The 25,306-nt window shown below is 64.7% G+C and carries 25 protein-coding genes; 18 read left to right on the top strand and 7 right to left on the bottom strand.

Annotated elements, in window-relative coordinates; all coding sequences use genetic code 11:
• Positions 1–345: 345 nt before the first annotated feature.
• The 3 genes from IGX34_RS18780 to IGX34_RS18770 form a co-directional block, all read right to left on the bottom strand.
• The gene (locus IGX34_RS18780; protein ID WP_225737595.1) at positions 346–1,344 is read right to left on the bottom strand and encodes a FecR family protein; all 999 of its coding nucleotides are present in this window, start codon (positions 1,342–1,344) and stop codon (positions 346–348) included.
• 5 nt (positions 1,345–1,349) lie between these two features.
• Entirely contained in the window at positions 1,350–1,931 is a 582-nt protein-coding gene (locus IGX34_RS18775) for an RNA polymerase sigma factor (protein WP_192557272.1), read from the bottom strand.
• Positions 1,932–2,088: 157 nt separating this feature from the next.
• Positions 2,089–2,427, bottom strand: coding sequence for a hypothetical protein (locus tag IGX34_RS18770; protein WP_192557271.1), 339 nt, complete (start codon positions 2,425–2,427; stop codon positions 2,089–2,091).
• Between the two features lie 162 nt (positions 2,428–2,589).
• Between IGX34_RS18770 and IGX34_RS18765 the strand changes: the two genes are divergently transcribed.
• Positions 2,590–3,969, top strand: a complete 1,380-nt coding sequence (locus IGX34_RS18765) for an FAD-containing oxidoreductase (RefSeq protein WP_192557270.1) — start codon at positions 2,590–2,592, stop codon at positions 3,967–3,969.
• Positions 3,970–3,997: 28 nt separating this feature from the next.
• On the opposite strand, the gene IGX34_RS18760 is transcribed toward IGX34_RS18765, so the two are convergent.
• From IGX34_RS18760 to IGX34_RS18745, 4 genes are all read right to left on the bottom strand, one after another.
• Complete coding sequence (locus tag IGX34_RS18760) at positions 3,998–4,348, bottom strand: DUF3147 family protein (protein ID WP_192557269.1); 351 nt, start codon at positions 4,346–4,348, stop codon at positions 3,998–4,000.
• A gap of 36 nt (positions 4,349–4,384) precedes the next feature.
• Positions 4,385–5,434: a sensor domain-containing protein gene (locus IGX34_RS18755; protein WP_225737594.1), complete on the bottom strand. Its 1,050-nt coding sequence runs from the start codon at positions 5,432–5,434 to the stop codon at positions 4,385–4,387.
• A gap of 222 nt (positions 5,435–5,656) precedes the next feature.
• Positions 5,657–5,842, bottom strand: a complete 186-nt coding sequence (locus IGX34_RS18750; protein ID WP_192557268.1) for a hypothetical protein — start codon at positions 5,840–5,842, stop codon at positions 5,657–5,659.
• Positions 5,843–5,994: 152 nt separating this feature from the next.
• Positions 5,995–6,843: a CPBP family intramembrane glutamic endopeptidase gene (locus IGX34_RS18745; RefSeq protein WP_192557267.1), complete on the bottom strand. Its 849-nt coding sequence runs from the start codon at positions 6,841–6,843 to the stop codon at positions 5,995–5,997.
• A 225-nt stretch (positions 6,844–7,068) separates the two neighbouring features.
• On the opposite strand from IGX34_RS18745, the gene IGX34_RS18740 reads away from it, so the two are divergent.
• The 17 genes from IGX34_RS18740 (at position 7,069) to IGX34_RS18660 (ending at position 25,023) form a co-directional block, all read left to right on the top strand.
• Complete coding sequence (locus IGX34_RS18740) at positions 7,069–7,260, top strand: hypothetical protein (protein WP_192557266.1); 192 nt, start codon at positions 7,069–7,071, stop codon at positions 7,258–7,260.
• Between the two features lie 185 nt (positions 7,261–7,445).
• Entirely contained in the window at positions 7,446–9,773 is a 2,328-nt protein-coding gene (locus IGX34_RS18735; RefSeq protein WP_192557265.1) for a TonB-dependent hemoglobin/transferrin/lactoferrin family receptor, read from the top strand.
• 16 nt (positions 9,774–9,789) lie between these two features.
• Positions 9,790–10,878, top strand: coding sequence for a hemin-degrading factor (locus tag IGX34_RS18730; protein ID WP_192557264.1), 1,089 nt, complete (start codon positions 9,790–9,792; stop codon positions 10,876–10,878).
• Positions 10,871–11,719: a heme/hemin ABC transporter substrate-binding protein gene (locus IGX34_RS18725; RefSeq protein WP_192557263.1), complete on the top strand. Its 849-nt coding sequence runs from the start codon at positions 10,871–10,873 to the stop codon at positions 11,717–11,719. The genes IGX34_RS18730 and IGX34_RS18725 overlap by 8 nt, the downstream gene beginning before the upstream one ends.
• On the top strand, positions 11,716–12,774 hold the full coding sequence (locus IGX34_RS18720) for a FecCD family ABC transporter permease (protein ID WP_225737593.1): 1,059 nt from the start codon (positions 11,716–11,718) through the stop codon (positions 12,772–12,774). The genes IGX34_RS18725 and IGX34_RS18720 overlap by 4 nt, the downstream gene beginning before the upstream one ends.
• Positions 12,771–13,586, top strand: a complete 816-nt coding sequence (locus tag IGX34_RS18715) for a heme ABC transporter ATP-binding protein (protein WP_225737592.1) — start codon at positions 12,771–12,773, stop codon at positions 13,584–13,586. Before IGX34_RS18720 ends, IGX34_RS18715 begins: the two co-directional genes overlap by 4 nt.
• 213 nt (positions 13,587–13,799) lie before the next feature.
• Positions 13,800–14,558, top strand: a complete 759-nt coding sequence (locus IGX34_RS18710) for an STN domain-containing protein (RefSeq protein WP_192557262.1) — start codon at positions 13,800–13,802, stop codon at positions 14,556–14,558.
• 9 nt (positions 14,559–14,567) lie between these two features.
• A complete protein-coding gene (locus tag IGX34_RS18705) occupies positions 14,568–15,113 on the top strand; it encodes an RNA polymerase sigma factor (protein ID WP_192557261.1) in 546 nt (181 codons plus the stop codon).
• A 4-nt stretch (positions 15,114–15,117) separates the two neighbouring features.
• Positions 15,118–16,098, top strand: coding sequence for a FecR family protein (locus tag IGX34_RS18700; RefSeq protein ID WP_192557260.1), 981 nt, complete (start codon positions 15,118–15,120; stop codon positions 16,096–16,098).
• A 625-nt stretch (positions 16,099–16,723) separates the two neighbouring features.
• Complete coding sequence (locus IGX34_RS18695; RefSeq protein WP_192557259.1) at positions 16,724–18,331, top strand: ShlB/FhaC/HecB family hemolysin secretion/activation protein; 1,608 nt, start codon at positions 16,724–16,726, stop codon at positions 18,329–18,331.
• A 137-nt stretch (positions 18,332–18,468) separates the two neighbouring features.
• The gene (locus IGX34_RS18690) at positions 18,469–20,316 is read left to right on the top strand and encodes a DUF2341 domain-containing protein (RefSeq protein ID WP_192557258.1); all 1,848 of its coding nucleotides are present in this window, start codon (positions 18,469–18,471) and stop codon (positions 20,314–20,316) included.
• Positions 20,303–20,707: an ExbD/TolR family protein gene (locus tag IGX34_RS18685; RefSeq protein WP_192557257.1), complete on the top strand. Its 405-nt coding sequence runs from the start codon at positions 20,303–20,305 to the stop codon at positions 20,705–20,707. Before IGX34_RS18690 ends, IGX34_RS18685 begins: the two co-directional genes overlap by 14 nt.
• 4 nt (positions 20,708–20,711) lie before the next feature.
• Positions 20,712–21,386: an energy transducer TonB family protein gene (locus IGX34_RS18680; RefSeq protein ID WP_192557256.1), complete on the top strand. Its 675-nt coding sequence runs from the start codon at positions 20,712–20,714 to the stop codon at positions 21,384–21,386.
• Between the two features lie 115 nt (positions 21,387–21,501).
• The gene (locus IGX34_RS18675) at positions 21,502–23,223 is read left to right on the top strand and encodes a putative porin (protein WP_192557255.1); all 1,722 of its coding nucleotides are present in this window, start codon (positions 21,502–21,504) and stop codon (positions 23,221–23,223) included.
• A gap of 10 nt (positions 23,224–23,233) precedes the next feature.
• Complete coding sequence (locus IGX34_RS18670) at positions 23,234–23,857, top strand: hypothetical protein (protein ID WP_192557254.1); 624 nt, start codon at positions 23,234–23,236, stop codon at positions 23,855–23,857.
• A 140-nt stretch (positions 23,858–23,997) separates the two neighbouring features.
• The gene (locus IGX34_RS18665) at positions 23,998–24,615 is read left to right on the top strand and encodes an OmpH/Skp family outer membrane protein (protein ID WP_192557253.1); all 618 of its coding nucleotides are present in this window, start codon (positions 23,998–24,000) and stop codon (positions 24,613–24,615) included.
• A 30-nt stretch (positions 24,616–24,645) separates the two neighbouring features.
• The gene (locus IGX34_RS18660; protein ID WP_192557252.1) at positions 24,646–25,023 is read left to right on the top strand and encodes a hypothetical protein; all 378 of its coding nucleotides are present in this window, start codon (positions 24,646–24,648) and stop codon (positions 25,021–25,023) included.
• The last annotated feature ends 283 nt before the right edge of the window (positions 25,024–25,306 follow it).

The following is a 25,306-nucleotide window of genomic DNA, read 5'->3' as shown; positions in this document are numbered from 1 at the left end:
CATGCGGCAGCTTGGAATCACGTGCGTGTCCGGCGGCACGCAAAAAAACTCGGGCGATCGGCGTCCCCTTGTGTGTTCCCTCAACGCCGAGCGCGCAGCAGCGCCGCCGATAGGTAAGACGTAAAGGCTTGCGGAAACCCCACCTGCATGGCGCGAGGAATTTCAGGTTTGTGTCGCAGTGCGCGAAGTCGCCTCATGCCGAAGCCGTCATTCCCGCTTCCGCGAGCATGTCGACGCTACCGTGAACGAGTGACGTAGGTTGGGTTAGCGCAGCGTAACCCAACGAAAGCTCATCGAAGCCATCAAGCATCGTTGGGTTACGCTGTGCTAACCCAACCTACAAAGCTAGCGCAGCAACTGAATCTGCGTATCGCTGACGCGCCTGGCGCGAATTGCCCAGCCCTGCTGCAGCAACAGCAACAAGGTGCGCTGGTCGCTGGTGCGGAACACACCGCTGATACGCACGTTCTGCAGCGACGGATCGCCAAGCTGCAGCTTGGTATCGCTGTAGCGGTTCATTTCCGCCACCAGTTCGGCCAGGCGCCAGTTGTGCACAAACAGCTGGCCTTGCGTCCAGCCTTTGGCTTGTTGCAGATCCGCGTTGTGCACGGGCGAGATCTGCCCGCTCTGGTCGTAGCAAAGACCTTGTCCGCCGATCAGCGACGCATCCTGCGTGGCGCCGCCGGGTGCCTGCGCGGCAATGGCGAGCTTACCCTTCAGCAGCGCCACTTCGGTCACCTGCTCGTCGAGCCGGACCTGGAACTGCGTGCCCACCGCCGTCACCGTGCCGGCGCCTGCATGCACGACGAACGGCCATGCATGATTGCCCTGCACCGAGAACTGCGCCTGCCCACGCAGCAGGTCCACGCGGCGCGTACGTGCGCTGTAGCGCACCACCACGTCCGAATCGGTATCCAGCAGAATCGACGAGCCGTCGCTGAGCGTTACCGTGCGCTGCTGGCCGGCGCTGGTGGTGTAGGTGATGCCGGCCGGATCGGCCGGCGGCGCCAGCCAGCGCGGCACGATCGCCGCCACGGCCAGTGCCGCAAAACCTGCCGCAAACGCCGGTATCAGCCAGCGCCGCTGGCGTGCGCGCGGTTCCGGCTGCAAGGCGCGCCGGGCGGCGGCGGCCAGGGCCGGGTCCTGCATCGCGGCCTTGCTCAACTTCCACAGCAACGCTACTTCGCGATAGGCCGCCGCATGCGCCGCATCCGCATCGCGCCAGCGCTCGAAGGCGGCCCGCTGTACGGGTGTGCAGTCCGGGGCCAGCAGACGCACGAACCAGCGTTCGGCTTCGTCATACGAATCCGTCGCGGTCCCCCCGTTTGCGTGCCGCCTGTCCATGTCCATTAAAACGTGTCCGTCGACGAATCGCCTACCTTGCGCCGCAGCTGTGACAGGGCGGTGGCAAGGTGTTTTTCCACCATCTTCACTGAAATACCGCAGCGCTCGGCGATCTGCGCGTGACTAAGGTCATGTGCGCGCTTGAGCAGGTAGACGCGCTGGCACTTGGGCGGCAGTTCCAGAATGGCCTTGGAAAGGCGTGCCACCTGCTGCTCGTAGACCGCGCGTTGCTCCGGATCGTGATCGCTGGCGGCGATATCCAGCCCGTCCAGCGCCACATGCTCCTTGCGGTGATGGGTCAGCGAGACCCGGAACTGGTCGTGCGCCACGTTCACCGCAATGCGGTACAGCAGCTGCTTCCAGGCCGACGGCGGCTCGGAATCGCGATAGCGCAGCAGCTTGGCCATGCTCTCCTGCGCCGCATCCTCGGCATCCTGCTCGGAGGCCGTGCGCGCACGCAGAAACTGCACCAGGGCGCGGAACTGGCTGCGGACAAAGGCTTCGAAACTCTGCGCATCGGCTCGCACCTCCAGCGCCGGAGATTCCGGCAACGGTACGATCGACGCAGTCTCCCGCTTATTTTCCATCCCCGAATTCGTGCCAACTCACCCAAGGTCCGGTCGAATGTGCAGCAAACAGGGACAACTTGCAATAAATCCGCAGCAAACAGGCGATGGCTGCGGCCTGGGCATTTAAAACGCCGAGGCCAGGCGGTGTCAGCCTGTTGCAAGCCCGGGTGCGTGCCTAGTGCCGGGGGCCCTGCGGCTTGCGCGATCGAAACAGCACGCGCCCGGCAATGCCCACGATCATCACCGCGGCAAACGCGCCGTAGCCATACAGGGCCGGCATCACCTGCTTCCAGATGCTGCCGCTTTCCCGCCCGAAATTGCCGACGTTCTGCACCGCGATCTGATCGTAGCCGCCCAGGGCAAACGCATAGGCCGCGACCAGCGCAATGATCACCACCGCCAGGTCATACACCTTGTGCTGCAGCTGGGTGCGCGAGCGTTTCCATGCCGCCCAGTAAACCCAGGCCAGCAGGAACAGCCAGGGGCCGAGCAGCAGCAGGGACAAATAACGCATAAGGTGTGCACGCAGGCTGGGTGAGGGATCGGCATGGGCATGCACGGATGGCGCCGCCCATGGCGCCCAGCATAGCAACGCTTTAACAGTCGCCATGGTGCGTCGCGTTATGGTGGCGCTCTTGCTCGATCCATCCCATCGCCAACGCACAACGGAGGACGCATGAGCCGTGCTTTCGACGCGATCATCGTCGGTGCCGGACAGGCTGGCCCGGCTCTGGCCGGCCGCCTCACCGCCGCCGGCATGCAGGTGGCGCTGGTGGAGCGCCATCTTTTCGGCGGCACCTGCGTCAATACCGGCTGCATGCCGACCAAGACCCTGGTGGCCAGCGCGCGCGTCGCACATCAGGCGCGCCGCGCAGCGGACTATGGGGTAATGCTGCAAGGCGATGTACGCATCGATCTGCCGCGCGTGATGGCACGCGCGCACAAAGTCAGCGAAACCTCCCGCGGCAACGTCGAGCGCTGGCTCACCGGCATGCCACATATGACGGTGCTGCGCGGACATGCCCGTTTCGAAGCGCCGCATACCCTGCGCGTCAACGATGAAAGCATCACCGCACCGCGCATTTTTCTGAACGTCGGCGGCCGTGCACGCGTACCGGACGATATGCCGGGCCTGGCCGATATCGATTACCTCACCAATACCTCGATCCTGCAGCTCAACGAACTTCCGCGCCATCTGGCGGTAGTCGGCGGCAGCTATATCGGCCTGGAATATGCACAGATGTTTCGCCGCTTCGGCAGCCAGGTCACCGTGGTCGAGCGCCAGTCGCGGCTGATCGGGCGCGAAGACGAAGACGTATCGGAAGCGATCCGCGCCATCGTCGAGGCCGAAGGCATCCGCGTGCGCACCGGTGCCGAATGCATCGCCTTTGCGCCGCACGCCGACGGCGCCGTGGTGAAGGTCGACTGCAGTACCAGCGACAAGGAAATCGTCGCCAGCCACGTACTGCTGGCGATCGGCCGTTTACCCAATACCGACGACCTGGGCCTGGAGCATGCCGGCGTTGCCACCGACCAGCACGGCTACATCGTGGTCGATGACACGCTGGCCAGCAGCGTGTCCGGCATCTGGGCGATGGGCGATTGCAATGGCCGCGGTGCCTTCACCCACACCGCGTACAACGATTTCGAGATCATCGCCGCCAACCTGCTCGATGGCGCGCAGAGACGTGTGTCGGCGCGCATTCCCGGCTATGCGCTGTTTACCGATCCGCCGCTGGGCCGGGTCGGCCTGACCGAGGCGCAGGCACGCGCCAGCGGCAAACGCCTGCTGCTGTCCAAACGCCCGATGACGCGCGTGGGCCGCGCGGTGGAGCGCGACGAGACGCAAGGCTTTATGAAAGTGGTGGCCGATGCCGATACGCGGCGCATCCTGGGCGCGGCGATTCTGGGCGTGAGCGGCGACGAGGCGATCCACGGCGTGCTGGACATGATGAATGCCGATCAGCCCTTCGACACCTTGCAGTGGGCCGTGCCGATTCACCCGACGGTGTCGGAATTGCTGCCCACCCTGGTCGGTGATCTCAAGCCGGCATAACGCTGCGCCGGCCCGGATCGTTTCCCGTTCAAAACAATTTGATGCCCCAGGGGCGAACCAGCCAAGCGAATAAAGCAAAGCTCGCCATGGTGATCAGGGCGCTGAGGCCCAGCGCCGGCCAGAATCCAAAACGCATGTACAGTCGCGGAAACGCCAGGAACATGGGCAGCGTCGGCACCACATACCAAAAGGTATACCAGGCGTGCTGGGTGATTTTCTGCGCGGGCTGCTTTTCAAGATGCAACCAAGTGAGCGCCAGCAAGGTGACCAGGGGCAATGAGGCAAGCAGTGCACCGAGCCGGTCGCTGCGCTTGGCCACTTCGGAAACCGCCACCACGATGGCCGCGGTAATCAAGTATTTGGTGACGATCCAGGGCATGGCACAGCTCCAGCGAATGACTTGCCCGATGCATCTTCAGCGCGAATGCGCTCCCGCCGCTTCCTTGCGCGCACGCTTGGCGGCGTACATCGCCGCGTCGGCCTGCACCAGCAGCGCTTCGGGATCGACCACCGCGAGTGGCGCGACAATTACGCCGATGCTGGGGCCGGCATAGTCGATCACATGCCCACCGACATGGAAGCGGCTGGTACTTGCCGTCTGCAACCTGGTCTGCAGCGCGGTGGCCACTTCGCTGGCGCTTGCGCGCGGAGCGCTGGCGATCACCACGAATTCGTCGCCGCCCTGGCGCGCCGCAAAGTCGCCGGCACGCAATGCGCCCTGGATGCGGCGGCCGATGGCGATCAGGAAATGGTCGCCGGTGTCGTGTCCAAACTGATCGTTGATCGCCTTGAATTTGTCCAGATCGATGAAGGCGACGATCAAGGTGCTGCCATCTGTCTCGCTCGCGGCAAGCCGGCGCGTCATCTCGCTCATCAGCGCGCGCCGGTTGGGCAATTGCGTGGTGGTATCGGTCAATGCGTTCACGGCCAGGATGTCATTGGCCTGGCGCAGCGCCTGCAGCAGCCGTTCGCGCTCGACCTGCTGGGAGATCAGCCGCGAGAACATGCGGAATACAGATTCAGCACCTTGTGCGAGCGGCTTTTTTTGATCGCTGGCGGCACACAAGGTGCCGTACAGGCTGCCGTCGTCATTGCGCACCGCCGTGCTCGCATAGGTGGCAATACGGAGCGCCCGCGCCGCCTCCGAATCGCCCCAGCAGCTGGCGACATCGTCGGTATAGGGGCGGCCTTCTTCCAGCGCGCGTTTGCACAGCGTGTCTTCCCACACTACGGACAGGCCTTCGGGGATTTGCAAAGTCTGGGTATTGCGGGCGAACAGCACGTGCTGGTAACCGGTTTCCTCATCGACCGTGGTGAGGTAGGTGGAACTGAGGCCGGTGACTGCTTCCAGCAGTTCCAGCAACGGACGCACCAGTTCTTCGAGGGTGCGCGCCTTGATCATCGAGTTGGCTAGCACGCCAACGAAATCCATCATCGGCGGGTTGACGTTTTCGGTGGTCATCATCGTGTTCCGATCAGCGGTAGCAGGAAGTCGGGCAGGAGCGTGCCCGAGCTCCATTTCATCCAGCTTTTGCGCTGCTTGCAACGTTCCTGGTCACAATCTGGCCGCCCGGATGCGCAGCTTGCTGCAAGCTGTCACCTGCCTGACATGGAACGGCGCTCGATGTTGCAAAAAAAGGGATCAGCGCGTGCTGATCCCTTCGGTTTTTCCATGCAGGTTGCGGTATCAGGAAACCGGCATGCATACCCATTCAAGCTTGCCATCGACCACGTACGGCACCGCCTTTTCTCCCGGTGGGCACACCGGCGCATTGCCATGCACATACGGCAGCGAGCTCATGCTGCGTGTGCCGCCCGCGTTCACGGCCAGCGCCGTGGCGATCAGAACCAGTCCGACGAAAAAGCTCTTCATGACATGTATCCCTGCTGTTGCGGGCGCTGCTGCAGGAAGGCGCACCGGCGGCCAGGGGAGCGCCCATCGCCCCGGCCTGCAAAGCGGGGCGATCATCGGGCAGCCAGTGCGGGCGGACAAGGGCGAAGGAGGACATTCGCCGCCGGCCCGGTTCAGGCCCGGCGGCGCCATTTCAGTAGCAGCCAGAGCAGCGGGACGACGAGCACAAACAGCGAGAACAGGCTTCCTTCCGGCCCGGTACTGCCGCCGCTCCACAAGGCATCGCCGTGCGCGGTTTCGGTCAGCAGCCGCTGGCTGAAACGCAACCCGCTGTTGGGCGTGCCGTAGAAAAACGACTCGGCCCAGTCCCACAGCGCATGGAAGCCGATCGCCCACCACAACGAGCCCGTCACGCGCAGGCTCAAGCAGAAGAACAAGGCCATCCAGCCGGTCTGCAGCAGGCCGAGCGTGCTTTCGCCGCCGTTGCCCATGTGCATCCAGGTAAAGACGGCGCTCCATACCAGGGCGGCCCACCAGAAACCGATGCCGCGGGCCAGCGTGTATTGCAGATAGCCGCGCAGCAGCAGCTCTTCGAACAGCGCAACCGCCAGGAACGCGAGCAGCCAGGTGACGCCGGCATACAAGATCTGCAAAACCGATAGCTGCTCGGCGACAAGCGTGGCGTGGCCGCCCAGCATCAGCACGGCGACCAGCACCGACAGCGTCAGAAATCCCATGGCTGCACCCGAGACGAGCAGCTTCAGCCTGCAAGATCCGCCGAGACCGTATACCAGCCAGTTGCGGCCTTCGACGCGGGCGAGCACCCAGGTGGCAAAGATCACGATGGCGGCACGAATGGCTTCTTCGGCCAGCATGCCGAACGGACCCATCAGCGCCTGCGGCGACAGCTGCCGGGTAAAGGCGAAGTATTGAGCAAAGCGCAGCGATACCACGATCAGCAGGAACAGCAGAATGCCCCAGATGGCGCGTAGTTGCGTACCACTGAAAAAGAAACGCCGCATCGTGTATCCCCTGTCGATAAAAATTCACGATGGCCCGCCAGGCAGACCACTTCTCGAAGATTTTCGTAGCTTGGGTTAGCGCAGCCTAACCCAACAATGCCGCAAGGCCCGGCCTTTTCAGGCATTTATGCGCTGAACAGCAACGCGCTGTCATCACCGGAAAAGAAGTTGTCACAGGTTAGGATGCAGGCTTGTCGTCCCTCGCCGTGCACAAGGATTTCGGTCGTGACGTTATCCGTAGAACTCGATAGGAATGATCTGTTCGGCTTGGAGCGCGTAGCGGAAGGCCGTGCGGCCTCGCTACCGGAAACTACGGCGGATCGCCTGCTTGCGCTGGGCCTTGTGCAAAAAGGCGAGGCGGCCTCGCTGCAGCTCACCAGTGCCGGGCTTTCGCTGATCCATTCCAGCGATCAGTAAGCTTCGGCGGGGATCTATACAAGCTATCTCTAGATGAGATAGATTCTCATTTGTGACGTCGCCAATCCTGGCGACGACTGCATTGGACATTCGTCCAGACGGCCGCCAGCACCAGGCGCAGTTCCTGCGCCGCCTTTGCCAGCAACGCCGCGTGTCATCACGCACAGGCAAAGGAATCTACCCATATGCTGCGCTTCACCCCGCTGGCCGTGTTCATCACGGCCGCGCTGAGTTTTTCCGCCCATGCTGCCGATACCACCGCCGCGCCGGTGCCGCAGGCCAGCAACACGACCCAGCTGCCGGGCGTGCAGGTGACGGCGGCGTCGCCGTCGGTGCTGTTGAACGTGCCGGGTACCACCACGGTGATCGGCCGCCAGCAAATGGATCGTCATCTGGTCACCACTATCCGCAGCCTGGTGGAGTACGAGCCGGGTGTATCGGCGATCGGTTCGCCCGGCCGCTTCGGGCTGGACAGCTTCAATATCCGCGGCCTGTCGGGCAATCGCACGCATATCGATATCGATGGCGTGTCGCTGCCCGATTCGTTCGGCGCCGATGTGGCCGGCGGCAGCTTTCGCGCGGGCCGCAATTTCATCGACCTGGACGAGATCAAGCAGGTGGAGATCGTGCGCGGGCCGTCGTCGGCACTGTATCCGTCGGATGCGCTGGGCGGCGTGGTGAGCCTCACCACCAAGGATCCGGCCGATTACCTGCGCCCCGGCAAAGATGTCTACAGCGCGCTGAAAGAGCAGTACGACAGCACCGATCGCAGCCTGTCCACCACCGCCACCCTGGCCGGCGGCGATCGGCGCAACAGCATCATGTTTGTGTTCAACCATCGCGCAGGGCACGAAACCCAGGACATGGGCGAGGTGGGCGGCGTCGGCAATACCCGCACGCGGCCGGATCCGCAGGACTACACGCTCAACGGCTTCCTTGGCAAATACGTGCATACCGCCGACAGCGGACGCGTGGATCGCTTCATCGTCGACGGCTCGCAGATGAGCACGCGCACCGACGGCTTGTCGCAGCTGATGCCGGCATTCGGCGCCACGCCCAGCTATTACTACTCGCAGGACGAGAACCAGCGCGTGCGCGCCAGCGTCGGCCAATGGTTCCCGCAACTGCATAGCGTGCTGGCCGATACGCTGGACTGGCATGCGTACTGGCAGAAGAGCGTGACGCGCACCCATACGCAGACCACGTATGGGCCGATCGACCGCTATTTCGAAAGCTTGCCGCTGCAGGAGAAAGTGTTCGGCGGCAAGCTGGTGGCCACGCGACATCTGGGCGATGGCACCGCGTTTGGACAAACCATCAGCGATGGCGTGGAACTGTCGCGCACCAGTGCGCAATCCAATGTCGGCGGCTACGGCGTCAATATGCTGACCGGCGCCAGCGGCAGCAGCGATGCCTTTATGCCGGGCAACTATCCGCTGCACCTGATTCCCGACAGCGCCACGTATCGCTACGCGCTATTCGGCCAGGACGAAATCAGCCTGTTCGACGAGCGCCTGCTGATCACCCCCGGTGTGCGTGCGGACCGCTATGAGTACAAGCCGGACAACGATGCGCTGTACCTGAAATACAACAGCGGCTTCGTGCAGAGCAATTACGAACAGAACCATGTTTCACCCAAGCTCGGCGTGATCTGGCGCTTTACCGATACGCTCAGTGCCTACGCCAACTTCGACTACGGCTTCCGGCCGCCGCTGTATAGCGAGATCGCCGGTGCCTGGAACGAGCAGCCGGTGGCGGGCGTCAATATCGCCTATCTGCCCAATCCCAACCTGCGTGCGGAGACCAGCCGCGGGGCGGAGTTCGGCCTGCGCGGCAAGGGCGATGCGGGCTGGTTCAATGTGGACGGCCATTACAACGCCTACCGCAACTTCATCTGGTCCGGCTATGCGCTGGCGCCGAATGCGGTGCCAGCGTGGGCGTACCAGATCGCACCTGGCGCGTTCTTCAACGAATTCTTCCAGGCGGTGAATGCACGCAAGGCGTACATCAAGGGCCTGGAGGCGACGGGTGCACTGCAGCTGGCGCATTTCAGCGATGCGCTAAAGGGCTGGTCGCTGAAAGGCAGTGCAGCGCTTGCGTCGGGGCGGCTCATCCAGCCGGGCGATAGCGGCTACACGCCGCTCAATACGGTCGATCCGGCCAAGCTGGTCGCAGGTGTGAGCTATGACGCGGAGCACTGGGGCGCCGAGCTGGTCGGCACCGCGGTGCGCCGGCATACGCGGCTGAGCGATCCCAGCATTTTCCGCCCGCCGGGCTACGGCAAGCTGGATCTGTACGCGCACTACACGCCGACCGACTACCTCGAACTGTATGCAGGCATCGGCAACCTCACCAATCGCAAGTATTGGGACTGGGGCAATCTCAACAGCGGTGCACTCGGCAACCTGATCAGCGGCAACGGCTTGAATGATGCCGGCACCGCCAGCCTGCCGGCCGACCGCTTCACCATGCCCGGCCGCACCTTCAGCGTCGCCGCACGTATTGCTTATTGAGGCCAGGGAGATCGCCATGTTGCATGAATCCTCATCCGCTACATCCATCGCGATGCCGGTACTGGAAGTACGCCGGGCCTGGCAGCGCCTGCGCGAAAGCGAGCCGAACCTGCGCGCACGCGATCTGGCCGAGCGCATCGGCGTCAGCGAAGGCGAACTGGTGGCCAGCCGTTGCGGCGAAGGCATTACCCGCCTGCAGGGGCCGTGGGCCGGACTGCTGCATGCGTTGCCGGTGCTGGGCCGTGTGATGGTGCTTACCCGCAATGACAGCTGCGTACACGAAAAGAAAGGCAGCTTCGCCAACATCGAAATCGGCGGATCGATGGGCGTGGTGCTGGACGAGGCGATCGACCTGCGCCTGTTCCTCAGCCATTGGGTGCACGGCTTTGCGGTCAGCGAAGCGTCGCACGGACGCGACCTGCACAGCCTGCAGTTCTTCGATGCCGACGGCCAGGCGGTGCACAAGATCTATCGCCAGGAAGAAACCGACGCCCTGGCCTGGGACAACCTGGTCGGCCGCTACACCGCTGCGGTGCAGTCGCCGGTTCTCGACGCGCAAGCGGTGGCCGATCCGCTGCCGGCGCCATGCCAGGATCACGAGATCGATGCGCAAGCCCTGCGCGAAGGCTGGCGTGCGATGCGCGATCCGCACGATTTCTTCGCCCTGTTGCGCAAGCATCGCGTCACGCGCACGCAGGCCTTGCGCCTGGCCGGTGCCGAATTTGCGCAGCGTGTGGATAACGGCGCCATCGGCAGCGTGCTGGAGAGCGCGGCAGCCAGCGGGCTGCCGATCATGGTGTTTGTCGGTTCGCCCGGCGTGGTGCAGATCCATACCGGGCCGGTGCACACGATCAAGCGCATGGGGCCGTGGCTCAATGTGCTGGATGCCGATTTCAACCTGCATCTGCGCGAAGACCACATTGCGGAAAGCTGGGTGGTGCGCAAACCCACGCCGGAAGGCCCGGTGACCTCGCTGGATCTGTATGACGCGCGCGGCCGCCAGATCGTGCAGCTGTTCGGCAAACGCAAGCCCGGCATTCCCGAGCTGAAGGCGTGGCGTGCGCTGGCCGACAGCCTGCCCCGGACGGAGCAGGGCCATGCGTAAGTATCTTGCGATGCTGCTGTTGTTTGCGGCGTGCACGCCGTCGATGCCGGCCGCCGATGCGCCGCAGCGCGTGGTATCGCTGGGCGGCGATATCACCGAAACCATTTATGCGCTGGAGGCGCAGGGCAAGCTGGTCGGCGTGGACAGCACTAGCGAATGGCCGGATGCCGCACACAAGCTGCCGAACGTGGGCTATGTGCGCCAGCTCAATGCGGAAGGCATCCTGGCGCTGCGCCCGACCGAGGTGATCGCCACGCATGATGCAGGACCGGCCGCGGTGCTGGAACAATTACGCGGTGCGGGCGTCACGCTCCATCTGTTGCCTGCGTCGCGCGCACCGCAGGATGTATTGGCGAAGGTCAGCGAAGTGGGGCAGCTGCTCGGCGCCGACGCACAGGCACAATCGTTGAATTCGAGGCTGACCCATACGTACGCGGATTTGCACGCACGAGTGGCGGCAATGCAGCAGCATCCGCGTGTCGTGTTTCTGCTTTCCGCCGGTGCTGGCCAGTTCCTCGCCGCGGGACGCGACACGGCGGCGGATGCGGCGATCGCCCTGGCCGGCGGCAGCAATGCAGTGCAGGCATATAGCGGCTACAAACCGCTTTCGGCCGAAGCCTTGGTTGCCGCTGCGCCGCAGGTGTTGGTGGTGATGAGCGAGCGCAGCGACGGCAGCGGCGATAGCGCCGCCGTGCTGGCCTTGCCGGGCGTGGCGCAGACGCCGGCAGGGAAGCACCGGCAGATCGTGTTTGTCGATGGGCAGGCCTTGCTCGGCTTCGGTCCGCGCAATGCGCAGAGCGAGCTGACCTTGCAAAGCCGGCTGGCCGCCGTGCAGCCATGAACAGTGTCGGCGCGGTATTGCCGGCAGCGCGCGCCAGGATGGGACATGGCGTGGTGCTGGCCGGCTTGTGCGCGGCACTGCTGATCATCGCCACGCTGGCGATGGGCTGCGGCGCCATGCCGATCCGTGCCGAAGACGTGCTCGGCGCCTTGTTGCGCTGGATCGGCGCACACCCGGCGCAAGGCGACGACGCAATCGTGCTCAGCCTGCGCCTGCCGCGGGTGTTGATGGCGGCGCTGGCGGGAGCGGGTCTGGCCTGCAGCGGCGCCGTGATGCAGGGCATGTTTCGCAATCCGCTGGTGGAGCCGGGATTGATCGGCGTCTCGGCCGGTTCCGCCCTGGGTGCGATCAGTGTGATCGTGCTGGGCGGTGCTGCCAGTGTAGGCTGGCTGGGCTCATTTGGCGTCACCGCGGCGGCATTTGCCGGCGGCCTGCTGACCACCGCGCTGGTGTATATGCTGGGCCGTCGCCGCGCCGATATCGCCACCTTGTTGCTGGCCGGCGTGGCGATCAATGCGATCGCGATGGCCGGCATCGGCGTGCTGACGTATATGGCGAGCGAACGGCAGCTGCGCGATCTCAGCCTATGGACGTTGGGCAGCCTGGGCGGCACCGATTGGCGGCGACTGCTGGCTGCGGCGCCGTGGATCGTGCTGTCGTTGGCGTGGTTGCCGCTGCATGCGCGCGCACTCAATGCCTTGCTGCTGGGCGAGCGCGAAGCCGGCCTGCTCGGCTACCGCACGCGGCCGCTGCAGCGCCGGCTGATTGCGTTGACCGCCCTGGCCACCGGCGCGGCGGTGGCCAGCTGCGGCGTGATCGGTTTCGTCGGCTTGCTGGTGCCGCATGCGATCCGGCTCGCCTGGGGACCGGACCATCGCCTGCTGCTGCCGGCTTCGGCCCTGGGCGGAGCGATCCTGTTGATCGGCGCCGACACGGTGGCGCGCACCATGGTGGCGCCGGCCGAATTGCCGATCGGCATCCTCACCGCATTGCTGGGTGGTCCGTTTTTCCTGTGGCTGTTGTTGCGCGCACGCGATGGCGGCGTGCGCGCATGAATCTGCCGCTGGACTGGCGTGCAGGCAGCGGCAGCGGCGTGTTGGCGGTGCGCGATCTGCATCTCTCGCGTCACGGCCGCGATGTGTTGCAGGACATCCACCTTACCGCGCATCCCGGCCGTGTATTGGCGCTGATCGGTCCGAACGGTGCCGGCAAGAGCAGCTTGCTCGGTGTGCTGGCCGGCGCGCTGGCACCGAACCGGGGCGAGGTGTCGCTGGACGGTCGCCCGCTGGCCTTGTGGCCGTCGCCGGCGCTGGCCCGCCGGCGCGCGATGCTGTCGCAGAACGTGCAGCTGGATTTTGCGTTCCGCGTGGAAGAAGTGGTGATGCTGGGGCGTACGCCGAACGGCCGGCGCCATCTGCAGGCGCAGGATGCGCGGGTGATCGAGCAGGCGCTGCAGCTGGCGCAAGCGGCGCATCTGCGCGGCCGCAATTATCTGCAGCTGTCCGGTGGCGAGCAGCAGCGCGTGCAGCTGGCACGCGTGCTGGCGCAAGTGTGGGAGCAGGACGAAGGGCCGGCCTGGCTGCTGCTGGACGAGCCGGAAGCCGGGCTCGATATCGCGCACCAGCACGACATGTTGCGCCAAATGCGGGCGCTGTCGCGCCGTGGTTACGGCGTGATCGTGGTGCTGCACGATCTCAATCTTGCCGCGCGTTATGCCGATGAGGTGGCGTTGCTGGCGCAGGGTCGGCTGTTGCGTGCAGGCACCCCCGAGTACGCATTGGATCCGCAGGCCTTATCGAAAATCTATGCGCTGGGCCTTGAGCGCATCGATGCCGGGCAGGGGCGCTGGATGCTGTTGCCCAGCTAGCCGGTAAGCGAGTGCCACTTGTGCGGCCTGCCGCCCGGACGCATGCTCCGTGGTCCGATTCGTGCTTCACCAGGCGACTGCGCGGAGGGCTCCAGGGGGACCTGCATGGCGGGCAATGTCATCCATTGTCATATTGTCGGCATAGTCTCTGGACTGGGTTCCAAGGGGCTTTTCGTCAGTGATGACGGCCGCGGGATCAAGGCATCGTCGCGCATGAAGGGTCCTAAGGTCGTTGCGGTAAAGCGTTTTACTGGGTTGGTGCTGGGTTCGGTGCTGTGCTTCGTGCCGCTTGCCGCATGGGCGTGTGCTTCTTATGCAGCGGCCAATGCCGCCGATGAGCAACAGGCCGCAGCGGAGGCGCAGACCGTCGCCTTCGACATCGCGCCGCAGCCGCTGCTGACGGCCTTGCGCGCGTATGGCGAGGCCACCGGACAGGCGGTGCTGGTGGACAACACGCTGGCGACGGGGCGGCAGTCCCCGGGCGTCCGCGGGGAATTGGACAAGGTCGAGGCATTGCAGCGCTTGCTGGCCGGCACTGGGCTGGTGGCCAGCTATTCCAGCGACCAGGCCTTTACGTTGAAGCTCGCGGAGCCGGGCGAAGCCGGCTTTGCGCCTGTGCGCGAACGACCGGAAGCAGATGTTGGCGGGGGGACCGAGGTCGTGACTGAGCGTTATGCAGGGGCGATTCAACAACCGATCGAAGCGGCCCTGTGCCGTTCCAGCAACACGCGGCCGGGTACCTACCGGCTGGCGGTGCAGCTGTGGATCGCGCCGTCCGGCAAGGTGCTGCGCACGCGGCTGCTGACGCGCATGCAGGATACGCAGCGCGAAAGCGAGATCCGCACCGCGCTGGATCAGCTGACGCTGGCGCCGCCTTCGCCGCAGATGCCGCAGCCGGTGACCCTGTTGCTGCTGCCCGATCGCCAGCTGAGTGCGGCCGCCTGCGCCGACGCTGCCGCAACGCAAGGCTGAGGCAGCGCGATGGAATCCACCTCATTGCCGCTGCTGCGCCTGTTCATGGAGCGGCGCCAGGAATTGCGCCGCCGCCTGAAGCTGCGCCTGGGCTCGGAAGAACTGGCCAACGATGCGCTGCAGGAAACCTATCTGCGTATCAAGCGCATGGGCCATCACTCGGAAGTGTCGAGCAATCCGGCCGGCTATCTGTTCCGCATGGCGATCAACGTGGCCGCCGACCAGCGTCAGGCCGAAGGCCGTTACCTCACCGGCAGCGAGGTGGAAGAGCTGTTGAACGTGGGTGCCGACACGCTGGACCCGGCGCGCGTCGTGCACGCCCGGCTGGAAGTGGAGGCGCTGGAACTGGCCATGCAGGAGCTCACCCCGCGCCAGCGCGCGATCCTGATCGCGGCACGGGTGGATGACGTCTCGCAGGAAGATCTGGCCCGCCGCTTCGCCATTTCGGTGCGCATGGTCGGCAAGGAGCTGAAGAAGGCGCTGGAGCACTGCGGCCGCCGGCTGGACCGAAAAGTAACCCAGCGGTTCGGTCCGGGTGCAGGAAAAGAGTCTTAGGGGTATGCGGATTTCCGAACACATCGCCGGCCCTCGCACTGCGCTGCATAAAGAAGCGCAGCACTGGCTGCTGCGCCTGACCTCGGGCGCGGCCACTACCCAGGACGCGCGCGCCTTCGAACTGTGGTGCGGGCAGAGCCCGGCGCACGTGGAAGCGTTTGCGGAAACGCGGCGCCTATGGGAAAACCTCGGCCCGGCCGCGCAGGCCTGGCGCCAGCGCGAACAGGCGAAGGTGGTGGAACTGCCGCGCCGTCAGCCGCGCATGACCCGGCGCGCCTTTCTCGGCGCAGCCGTGGCCGCCTCGGCCGCGCTGGTGGTGCACCCGCCGCTGCAGCTTTGGCCGTCGCTGTCGGATATGGTGGCCGACTACCGCACCGCCACCGGCGAACAGCGCGACGTGGAGCTGGGCCAGGGCCTGGTGATCCACATGAATACGCAGACCGCCTTGAACCTGCGCCGAGTGCAGGGACGGGTGGTGGGCATCGATTTGATCGGTGGCGAGATCCAGGTCAAGGCCACGGCCGATGCCAGTGCACCGCTGAGCGTGTTTGCCGGCGGCGGCCGCATCGACGTGGGCGTGCAGGCGCGCTGCAACGTGCGCTGCGATAGCTCCAAGGTGCAGGTGACCGGCCTGGATGGTTCGACCACGCTGCACTATGACGGCCAGAGCGTGGTGCTTAACACAGCGCAGCAGACCGATTATGGCGATGGCCGCTTCGGCCAGGTGTTGCCGGCCGACCTGGAAACCACCATGGCCTGGCGTCGCCGCGTGCTGATTTTCGACGGCCAGCCGCTGGCGCAGGTGGTGGAAGAAATCAATCGCTACCGCCCCGGCCGCCTCATCCTGGCCAACGACGGACTCGCCGCACGCAAGGTGCAGGCGCGCTTCTCGCTCAACCAGCTCGCCGACGTGGCGGCGCTGATCCAGGATGCCTACGGCGCGAAAGTGACGTCGCTGCCGGGCGGTATTGTCATCCTGAGCTGATCCCCGCCCGCAGGCTGGGGTAGGTTGGGTTAGCGCAGCGTAACCCAACAATCTTTCTTCGTAGCGACATCGTTGGGTTACGCTGCGCTAACCCAACCTACCTCCGCCTGCGCTGCGCATTCGTGTGTCGATGTACATGACACTTCCGTGTCACCAGCAGCCAAAAATCCCCCGTTTCCCCGCGCCAAATTAAATTTTCGTGACACGGTTCAGTCCGGCGTAACGCCGCCTGTCTATCCCAGCAAGGAAGTCGTGGGCGGGCAGGGATGCCCCTTCCATCGGGTATTCGCATCACGCAACGCAGTCGCGTACGCGTGCGGGGACTTTTTGACTTGTGCATACGGACGGCTGAATGCCGCTGCGATAAGGATATGTGTTGCGTGATCAAGCGAATGAGAAAGCGGCCGCAGGGATCGCGATCCACCTCGCCACAAGGACGTGGCGTGCAGGCGTGGAACAGCCTGCATGGGTCGTTGCATGCAGCAGCTGCCCGTCGACAAAGTCTTCACGTTTGCCGGCAACAACGGACACCTTTTTGTCGTGATTCGGTTATCAACAGCGCAGTAGCTTTCTTGCCTCGGACAGGGCGAGCCGACGCGTCGGCGCAGGAACGGGGCGAATGAGCATGCGAAAGGGAATTGGCGCGCACGTGCGTCGGCGTGCTTCGTTGCAACTTGCGCTGGCGCTGGCCTTGTCGCTGCCGCTGTGTGTGCATGCGCAGAACCAGGCGGCACCCGCGTCGGCGCCATCCACCTTCCAGGTCAATGAATATCTGGTCCGCGGCAATACGCTGCTCGGCAATGTGGATATCGAGCAATCGGTAGAGCCGTTCCTCGGGCCCGGCCGCAGCATGAACGATGTGCATGCTGCGCAGAACGCGCTGCAGAAGCTGTATCAGTCCAGGGGCTATCAGTCGGTGGTGGTGCAGCTGCCGCCACAGCAGGTGAAGGACGGCGTGATCCTGCTGCAGGTGGTGCAAAACAGCATCGGCCGCGTGCGCGTGGAAGGTGCGAAGTATCACTCGCCGCAAGAAATCCGCGATGCGGTGCCGGCGCTGGCCGAAGGCAGCGTGCCCAATTTCAACCAGGCACAGCAGCAGCTGACGCAGTTGAATCGCACCCAGCCCGGACGGCAGGTGGTGCCGGTGCTGGCGCCGGGCAGCCTACCCGACACCATGGACGTGACGCTGAAGGTCGACGACAGCAATCCGTGGCACGGCAGCGTGGAAGTGAACAACGACCACAGCGCCGGCACACCGGATCTGCGCACCATCGCCAATGTCAGCTACAACAATCTGTGGCAGCTCGGCCACACCCTTTCCGCTTCCTACATCGTGGCGCCGGACGATCCGCACGCTACCGAGGTGTATGCGCTGTCGTACCTGGCGCCGTTGAGTGCGGACTGGAGCTTGCTCGGCTCGGCGTACAAGTCCAACAGCAATGCCAACACGCTCGGCGGCACCACCGTGCTCGGCAAGGGCAATGCGGTGAGCTTCCAGGCGACGCGGCAATTGCCGGTGCTGGGCGACTACACGCAAATGGTCTCGTTCGGCTTCAGCCGCAAGCACTTCGACCAGAACATCACGCTCGGCGGCCAGACCTCCGAAGCACCGCTGACGTATTACCCGCTGACCGCGGCGTATACCGGCCAGCACGTCACCGATACCGCCACCTCCAGTTTCACGCTGACCGGCAATTTCGGGCTGCGCGGCGCCGGCAGCAGCAATACGGCGTTCGACAACCAGCGCTACAACGCGCGCGACAACTTCGCCGACCTGCACCTGGACATCAACTACGTGCACAGCCTGGGCGATGATTTTGCGCTGGCCACGCGCGCCAGCGCACAGGCCACCGATTCGCCGCTGGTCTCGAGCGAGCAGTTCGCGGCCGGCGGCATGAGCAGCGTGCGCGGCTATCTGTCGGCGGAAGACACCGGCGATAACGGCGCGATCGCCTCGGTGGAAGTGCGCAGCCCGTCGGTCCACGCCTGGCTGGGCTCGTGGGCGAACGACTGGCGCTTCCATGTGTTCGTCGATGGCGCCCGCCTGATGCTGATCGATCCGCTGCCCGAACAGCGCGGCCGCTTCACCTTGCTGAGCACCGGCATCGGCACGCAGTTCACCGTGTTCCATTACTTGAACGGAAATTTGGAATACGCCTACCCGCTCAAAGACGGCGTGGAAACGCGGGCGCATGACGGGCATTTGCTGTTTAGCGTCAAGGCGGGGCTGTAGGGCGCGGATATGTCCAGATACACACGAAACCTCCGCCTTTTCCACTGTCATTCCCGCCTTCGCGGGAATGACAGCCAACGGGCGACCAACCATCACGCGGCGTTCGTGCAGTGATCATCTTCGATAGGGGTTCAACCATGCGGTATTTCATCTATGTATGCGCACTGTGCCTGCTGCTGTTGCCACGCCTGAGCAGCGCCGCCGAGGCTTCGTGGTGGAACGACGACTGGTCGTACCGCAAGCCGATCACGCTCGATACCAGCGCCAAGGGCGCCAATCTTCCGGATGCGGCCGGACGCATGCCGCTGCTGATCCGCCTGCATCCGGGCAACTTCCAGTTCGACGGCATCAGCAAGACCGGCAGTGACCTGCGTTTTGTCGGCAGCGACGGCAAGACGCCGCTCAACTACCAGATCGAAACCTTCGATCCGGTGATGGGCGTGGCGCAGATCTGGCTGGACGTGCCGGAGATGCCGGCCAACGGCCAGCAGACCATCTGGATGTATTACGGCAACAGCAAGGCGCCCGCGCTGAGCAGCGGTCCGGCCAGCTTCGATGCCGATTACACCCTGGTCTATCACTTCGACGAACAGAGCGGGCAGCCGCCGAAAGACGCCACCGCCTACGGCAATAACGCGCAGAGCGGCGCCTTGCGTACGGTCGATGGCGGCATTGCCGGCAGCGCCGGTCGTTTCGACGGCAGCACGGTGCTGACCTTGCCGACCAGTTCCTCGCTGGATATCAAGGACGGCGGCGCGTTCACCTTCAGCGCGTGGATCAAGCTGGATGCGCTGCCGACTACGCCCACGCTGATCTACGGCCATCGCCAGGATGCCAAGGCACTGTTGATCGGCATCGATGGCGGCGCACCGTTTGTGGAAGTGGATGGCGGCGACAAGCCGCTGCGCAGCACCGCCGGCGAACCGCTGAAAGCGGGGCAGTGGACGCATCTTGCGGTGACCGCGGCCAACGGCCAGATCCAGCTGTATGTGGATGGCCGTCCCTACGCCAGCCTCGCTGCCGCACTGCCGGCGCTGAGCGGCAGCGCCACGGTGGGCGGCGATGTAGCGGCTGCGCCCGGCAGCACCGGCGCCGCGGTGCCGTTTGCGTCCTTCCTCGGCCAGATGGATGAGCTGCGCCTGTCGCGCGTGGCGCGGCAGGCGACGGTGATTGCCGCCGATGTGCTGTCGCAGGGTGCCGAGTCGAAGCTGATCGGCTACGGCGACGACGAAAAGAAATCCGGCTTCGGCTTCGGCTACTTCGGCATCATCGTCAAGTCGGTGACGGTGGATGCCTGGGTGGTCATCGCGCTGCTAATGATCATGGCGGTGATTTCCTGGGCGGTGATGTGGCAGCGTGGCAGTTATGTGTCCGCGGTGGCCGCCGCCAACGACCGCTTTATCCATCGCTATCGCGAACTGGGCAGCAACCTGCTGGGCCTGTCCGGCAATGACGCCTCGCCGGCGATTCGCAAAGAACTGGGCGCCTCTTCGCTGTACCGCCTGTATGAAACCGGCGCCAAGGAAGTGTGGCGCCGCCGCGATACGCACGGCCACATGGTGATCGCCTCCGAATCGATCGAAGCGATCCGCGCGGTGATGGACTCCACCCTGGTGCGCGAAAACCAGGCGCTCTCGCGCTCGATGGTGATGCTGACCATCGCCATCTCCGGCGGTCCGTTCCTGGGCCTGCTCGGCACGGTGGTCGGCGTGATGATCACCTTCGCGGCGATTGCCGCCGCGGGCGACGTGAATATCAACGCGATCGCGCCGGGCATCTCGGCCGCGCTGCTGGCCACCGTCGCCGGCCTGTTCGTCGCGATCCCGGCGCTGTTCGGCTACAACTACCTGCTGACCCGCAACAAGTCGGTGACCGCGAACATGCAGGTGTTCGTGGACGAATTCGTCACCCGCCTGGCCGAACTGCACCGCCCGATCGACCAATCCACGATCGAGGCCCGCGAGGTGCGCCATGCAGGTCAATGACGACGACAAGCCGTACGACGACATCAACATCACGCCGATGCTGGACCTGGCGTACGTGCTGCTGGTGATCTTCATCATCATGACCACCGCGGCAGTGCAGGGCGTGAAAGTGAATCTGCCCAAGGCCAGCGCCTCGGTGAGCCTGGCCAAGCCGCAGACCAAGGCGATCACGGTGTCCGACACCGGACAGATTTTCCTGGATGCGTTTCCGGTGACGATCGGCGAACTGGAAGAGCGCCTGCGCCAGCAGAAAGCCCTGACACCGGATTTTCCGGTGATCGTGAAGGGCGATTCCAATGTGCAGTACCAGAAGGTGATCGATATTCTCGATCTGCTGCGCCGCCTCGATCTCACCCAAGTCGGTCTGGTGACCGGCAAGCAATCGAGCTGACGCGATGTTCGAGCCCGGTTACACCGACGAAAGCCGCTGGCGCCGCTGGCGCGGACGCATCATTGCCGTGGTGGCGGTGCTGGCGGCTGCATGGCTGGTGTGGATGCTGGCGGGCCACGAAGTAGGCGTGCGCCGTTCCGCACCGCGCATCGCCACCATCACGCCGCTGCCGCCACCGCCGCCGCCACCGAAGGAAAAGCCGCCGGAGCCGAAGAAAGAAGAAGTGGTGAAGGAAGAAGTGCCCAAGCCGGCCGAACCGGTGAAGCCGGTGGAAGCACCCAAGCAGGCGCCGGACCAGGCCAAGCAGATCACCATCAACGGTCCGGCACAGGCGGGCAACGACTCGTTCAACATCGGCGCCGGCGAAGGCGGCGGCATGGTCGGCAGCGGCGGCAGCGGGATCGGCGGCGGCTCGTACGAGCAGTATTTGAGCTACGCGCTGCAGGAAGCGATCCAGCGCGACGACCGCACGCGCCGCCTGGTCTTCAGCGTGCGCGTGAACCTGTGGCTGTCGCCGGTGGGCGAAGTGACGCGCGCGGAGCTGATGAGTTCCAGCGGCTCGCCCAATACCGACCATGCCTTGATCGACGTGCTGCGCACGGTGCGCATCGACACGCCACCACCCCCGCATTTGAGTATGCCGGTGCGCGTTGCGATGCGCGGCTATCGGCCCGGCTAAGTTATCGAATTTATTTTTGGAGAATGGAATGAAGTTGCCAATCGCAAGTGTGCAGGGTGCGGCGAACCAGTCCCGTCTCCGCTCCGGGGAGCGGGGAAACAAAGCGGCGCTCGGTGTGAAAGCGCTATGCATCGCTGTCGGCCTGCTGCTGGGTGCGAACGCGTTCGCCCAGGAAGCCCCATCGCCCAACGCCACCATCAACCTGATCCGCCTGATGGTGAAGAAAGGCCTGATCACGCAGTCCGAAGCCGACGGCCTGATCAAGCAGGCCGACGACGAAGCCGCGCAGGCGCGCGCCAGCGCGGCTTCGCAGCCGGCTGCCGTGGCCACCACCACCGACGGCGCGCAGCCGGGCGATGTGCGCGTTACCTATGTGCCGCAAAGTGTGCGCAATGAAATCCGCGACCAGGTGAAGCAGGAAGTGATCGCGCAGGCCAAGGACGAGCACTGGGCCGAGCCGAACGCGCTGCCCGGCTGGCTCGACCGCATCAGCTGGTACGGCGATGTGCATGTGCGCGACGAGTCCTGGCTGTACAGCCGCAACAACGCCAACGACTTCATCGACTACGGCACACTCAACCGCACCGGGCCGTACGACATCAACAGCATTACCTCGGGCGTGTATCCGCCGATTCTCAACTCCACCCAGAACCGCACCAATATGCTGCGCCTGCAAGCGCATATCGGCATGGACGTGAAGCTGGGCGACACCATCACCGCAGGCGTGCGCATCGGTTCGGGCGGCGACAACAATCCGGTATCCACCACGCAGACGCTCGGCGGCGGCCTGATCAAGAAGGATCTCTGGCTGGACCAGGCGTATATCCGCTGGCAGCCGTACAAGGATCTGTCGCTTACCGCCGGCCGCATGCCCGATCCGTTCATGGTCACCGACCTGATCTATTCCACCGAGCTGAACTTCGACGGTATCGCCAGCCATGGCGAGCTGCCGTTGACCGACGACCTGACCTCGTTCGCCACCATCGGCGGGTTCCCGATCCAGTACACCGGCGGCACCACCGGCAACGAAGCGCCTGCGCAGGCTTTCAGCAATCAGAAGTACTCCGACAACCGCTGGCTGAGCGCCGTGCAGTTCGGCCTGAAGTGGAACCTGGCGCAGGATGTGAGCTTCAAATCCGCGCTGGCCTACTATTACTTCGACGGCATGCGCGGACAGCTGTCGGCGCCGTGCGCGATCTACACCGGCATCAATTACTGCAGCACCGACGATACGGCGCCCGACTACATGCAGTGGGGCAATACGGTATTCCTGCTGCGCGACATCGTGCCGGATCCGTCTTCGCCGGATAACTATGCGCAGCCGCAGTTCGTGGGCCTGTCGTACAACTATCACATCGCCGATTTCACCAATAAGCTGGATTTCAAGATCGGCGAAACGCCGATGGAAGTGCAGGCCGAATACGAACGCAACCTGGCCTATCACGCGCGCGATGCGTTCGACCGCTATCCCGACGGCCTGGGCATTCCGGTGAACAACTACCAGAGCAGCAGCACGGCGGGCACCAATGGCCCGTACAAGAGCGGCCCGGTGGGCTGGCTGCTGCGCGGCATCATCGGCAATCCGCATCCGATGGCGGCCAACGAATGGAACATTGCGCTGGGCTACAAGTATCTGCAGCCCGACGCGATGCTCGACGGCCTGACCGACCAGAACTTCCACCTGGGCGGCACCAATGCCAAGGGCTTCATTCTCACCAGCGACTACGGCATTGCCGATCGCACCTGGGTCTCGGCGCGCTACTACGGCGCCAAGCAGGTGTACGGACCGCCCTTCACCATCGACGTGGTGCAGCTCGAGATCAGCACGCAGTTCTGAGGACTATGCGATGAAACGTCTACTACTGAGTGTTGCGCTGCTCGGCGCGCTGTCGATCGGCATGCAGGCCAGCGCGCAGACGCTGGAAGAACAGCTGCGCTCGCAGCTCGCCGACACGCGCAGCCAGCTGCAGGATCTGCAGGGCCAGCAGGCGCAGTGGCAGGCACAGAAGGCGCAGCTGGAACAGGAGCGTGATGCCGCGCGCAAGGAGCTGGACACGGCCAAGGCCGAGCTGGCGAAGACGCACACCGGCAACCCGCAGGACGCCGCCGCACTGACTTCCGAGCGTGCGGCGCGCGAGCAGGCACAGGGACAGGTGCAGCAATTGCAAAAACAGGTGGCGGCTGCCGATGCCAGGCAGCACGAGCAGGAAGGGCATGACGGCGAACTGGCCAGTCAGCTGAGCACGGCCCAAGCGCAGGTCGGCACCTGCACCGCCAGGAACCAGCAGCTGTACCGTGTCGGCAACGAGATCCTCGACGCCTACAGCCATATGTCGTTCGGTACGGTGCTGGCCAGCCGCGAGCCGTTTGCGGCGTCGGAGCGGGTGAAGCTGGAAAACGCGGCGCAAGCTTACGGGGATAAGTTGTACGAGCAGCGGTATGACCCGCGGGCGGCCGTGAAGAAGCCGTGATCCGCTTTTCTCCCTCGCCCCGGACGGGAGCGGGAGCAAGGACCGGCCGCATCCCCGCCCCCGCAGCGGTGTAAAGCTGCAAAGTCGCTGAATTAGTGCGATCTTATTCGTTTCGCACCATCAACTCGGAAGGAATCACCATGCGTATCGATCGAACCCTCCTGGCGGTCGCGGCCGTCGCCCTGATCGGCGTGCCCGGCGCCGCCGTCCACGCCCAGACCAGCGCCACCGGCGGCCCGTCGCTGAACGGCCCGGTCGTTCCCGGCGTCTGCCTGCTGTCGCGCGAGGCGATCTTCGCCAACGCCAAGGTCGGCCAGGCCGCCACCGCCCGCCTGAAGCAGCTGGCCCAGCAGGCGCAGAGCCAGATCGATGCGGAGCGCAAGCCGATCGACACCGACGTGCAGGCTTATCGCGCCAAGGCCTCCTCGCTCTCGGCCGATCAGCGCCAGGCGCAGGAACAGGCGCTGGGCCAGCGCATGCAGCAGGTGCAGATCGACCAGCAGACCAAGGGTCGCCAGATCGAGGCCACCCGCGTAAAGGCGCTGGACCAGATCGCGCAGTACGCGCAGCCGGTGATCGCCAGCGCCTACGAAAGCAAGAAGTGCGGTTTGCTGCTGGATCGCAACGTGGCGTTCGGCGGCAACATGGCCAACGACCTGACGCCGGCCGTGGTGCAGGGCCTCGACGCCAAGATCACCACCATTTCGTTCAACCTGGAACCGGTGCCGGCTGCCAATACCGGCAGCGGCACGCCGTAACGCCTGAGCCGGCAGAGGAGTGTGCATGCCATGCGCGCATCCCGTCTTCTGATCGGCTTTTTGTGCGGTATCTCGTCCCTGATGTCTGCGCCCCTGCCGGCGCAGACATCGGCGACGCCCCACGCGGCGGCGGGCGCTGCCTGCGTGGATGTGACGGTCAACGACCATCCGGCCCTCTCCTACGCCTGTCTCAATCAGCAGCTGGCCGCTTCCGCGCAGGCGCCGCCGGGCCTGCAGCCGCAACTCGATGCCGTCGCGCATGCGCCGGGCAATCAGCAGGTTGGGCAGTTCAACTATTCCACGCTCAGCATCCGCATGGGCGGCAACCTGGGTAAATCCGTGTATCCGCAGCGGCCGCCGGCCGCGGCGCCCCCACCCCTGCTGGGCGTGCCGGTGCCGGCGCATTAATCGTCACAGTCGCGCACGATGATCGGATAGCTGCGCTGTCGTCCCGCTGAGGACGGTGAGAACGATTGCCGCAAATTCCCCCACCCCGTCATCCCGGCGCAGGCCGGGACCCAGCGTCTTTTACAGCCCGAAGTTACTGGGTCCCGGCCTGCGCCGGGATGACGGGATTGAGTGGAATGGCATGACGGCGGCGGTCATTTGTTGCATTTCCGTTTTCCAAATAGCCGTCCAAACCGATTGCGACAATGAGATGAAACCGGCGCGACAGCGCAAATTAAATTTT

Origin of the sequence: Dyella acidiphila, assembly GCF_014863405.1 — a bacterium.
GTDB lineage: Bacteria > Pseudomonadota > Gammaproteobacteria > Xanthomonadales > Rhodanobacteraceae > Dyella_B > Dyella_B acidiphila.
Note: the sequence above shows the minus strand (reverse complement) of the source record. Positions and strands in the feature narration are given on the sequence as shown.

Excerpts from the sequence above, each read along its gene's own strand:
- IGX34_RS18755 (WP_225737594.1), bottom strand. The coding sequence starts at position 5,434 with ATGATGACCACCGAAAACGTCAACCCGCCGATGATGGATTTCGTTGGC.
- IGX34_RS18750 (WP_192557268.1), bottom strand. The coding sequence starts at position 5,842 with ATGAAGAGCTTTTTCGTCGGACTGGTTCTGATCGCCACGGCGCTGGCC.
- IGX34_RS18680 (WP_192557256.1), top strand. The coding sequence starts at position 20,712 with ATGTTCGAGCCCGGTTACACCGACGAAAGCCGCTGGCGCCGCTGGCGC.
- IGX34_RS18660 (WP_192557252.1), top strand. The coding sequence starts at position 24,646 with ATGCGCGCATCCCGTCTTCTGATCGGCTTTTTGTGCGGTATCTCGTCC.
- IGX34_RS18715 (WP_225737592.1), top strand. The coding sequence starts at position 12,771 with ATGAATCTGCCGCTGGACTGGCGTGCAGGCAGCGGCAGCGGCGTGTTG.
- IGX34_RS18685 (WP_192557257.1), top strand. The coding sequence starts at position 20,303 with ATGCAGGTCAATGACGACGACAAGCCGTACGACGACATCAACATCACG.
- IGX34_RS18725 (WP_192557263.1), top strand. The coding sequence starts at position 10,871 with ATGCGTAAGTATCTTGCGATGCTGCTGTTGTTTGCGGCGTGCACGCCG.
- IGX34_RS18710 (WP_192557262.1), top strand. The coding sequence starts at position 13,800 with ATGAAGGGTCCTAAGGTCGTTGCGGTAAAGCGTTTTACTGGGTTGGTG.
- IGX34_RS18765 (WP_192557270.1), top strand. The coding sequence starts at position 2,590 with ATGAGCCGTGCTTTCGACGCGATCATCGTCGGTGCCGGACAGGCTGGC.
- IGX34_RS18720 (WP_225737593.1), top strand. The coding sequence starts at position 11,716 with ATGAACAGTGTCGGCGCGGTATTGCCGGCAGCGCGCGCCAGGATGGGA.
- IGX34_RS18705 (WP_192557261.1), top strand. The coding sequence starts at position 14,568 with ATGGAATCCACCTCATTGCCGCTGCTGCGCCTGTTCATGGAGCGGCGC.
- IGX34_RS18730 (WP_192557264.1), top strand. The coding sequence starts at position 9,790 with ATGTTGCATGAATCCTCATCCGCTACATCCATCGCGATGCCGGTACTG.
- IGX34_RS18700 (WP_192557260.1), top strand. The coding sequence starts at position 15,118 with ATGCGGATTTCCGAACACATCGCCGGCCCTCGCACTGCGCTGCATAAA.
- IGX34_RS18670 (WP_192557254.1), top strand. The coding sequence starts at position 23,234 with ATGAAACGTCTACTACTGAGTGTTGCGCTGCTCGGCGCGCTGTCGATC.
- IGX34_RS18760 (WP_192557269.1), bottom strand. The coding sequence starts at position 4,348 with ATGCCCTGGATCGTCACCAAATACTTGATTACCGCGGCCATCGTGGTG.
- IGX34_RS18745 (WP_192557267.1), bottom strand. The coding sequence starts at position 6,843 with ATGCGGCGTTTCTTTTTCAGTGGTACGCAACTACGCGCCATCTGGGGC.
- IGX34_RS18735 (WP_192557265.1), top strand. The coding sequence starts at position 7,446 with ATGCTGCGCTTCACCCCGCTGGCCGTGTTCATCACGGCCGCGCTGAGT.
- IGX34_RS18665 (WP_192557253.1), top strand. The coding sequence starts at position 23,998 with ATGCGTATCGATCGAACCCTCCTGGCGGTCGCGGCCGTCGCCCTGATC.
- IGX34_RS18690 (WP_192557258.1), top strand. The coding sequence starts at position 18,469 with ATGCGGTATTTCATCTATGTATGCGCACTGTGCCTGCTGCTGTTGCCA.
- IGX34_RS18775 (WP_192557272.1), bottom strand. The coding sequence starts at position 1,931 with ATGGAAAATAAGCGGGAGACTGCGTCGATCGTACCGTTGCCGGAATCT.
- IGX34_RS18780 (WP_225737595.1), bottom strand. The coding sequence starts at position 1,344 with ATGGACAGGCGGCACGCAAACGGGGGGACCGCGACGGATTCGTATGAC.
- IGX34_RS18770 (WP_192557271.1), bottom strand. The coding sequence starts at position 2,427 with ATGCGTTATTTGTCCCTGCTGCTGCTCGGCCCCTGGCTGTTCCTGCTG.
- IGX34_RS18695 (WP_192557259.1), top strand. The coding sequence starts at position 16,724 with ATGCGAAAGGGAATTGGCGCGCACGTGCGTCGGCGTGCTTCGTTGCAA.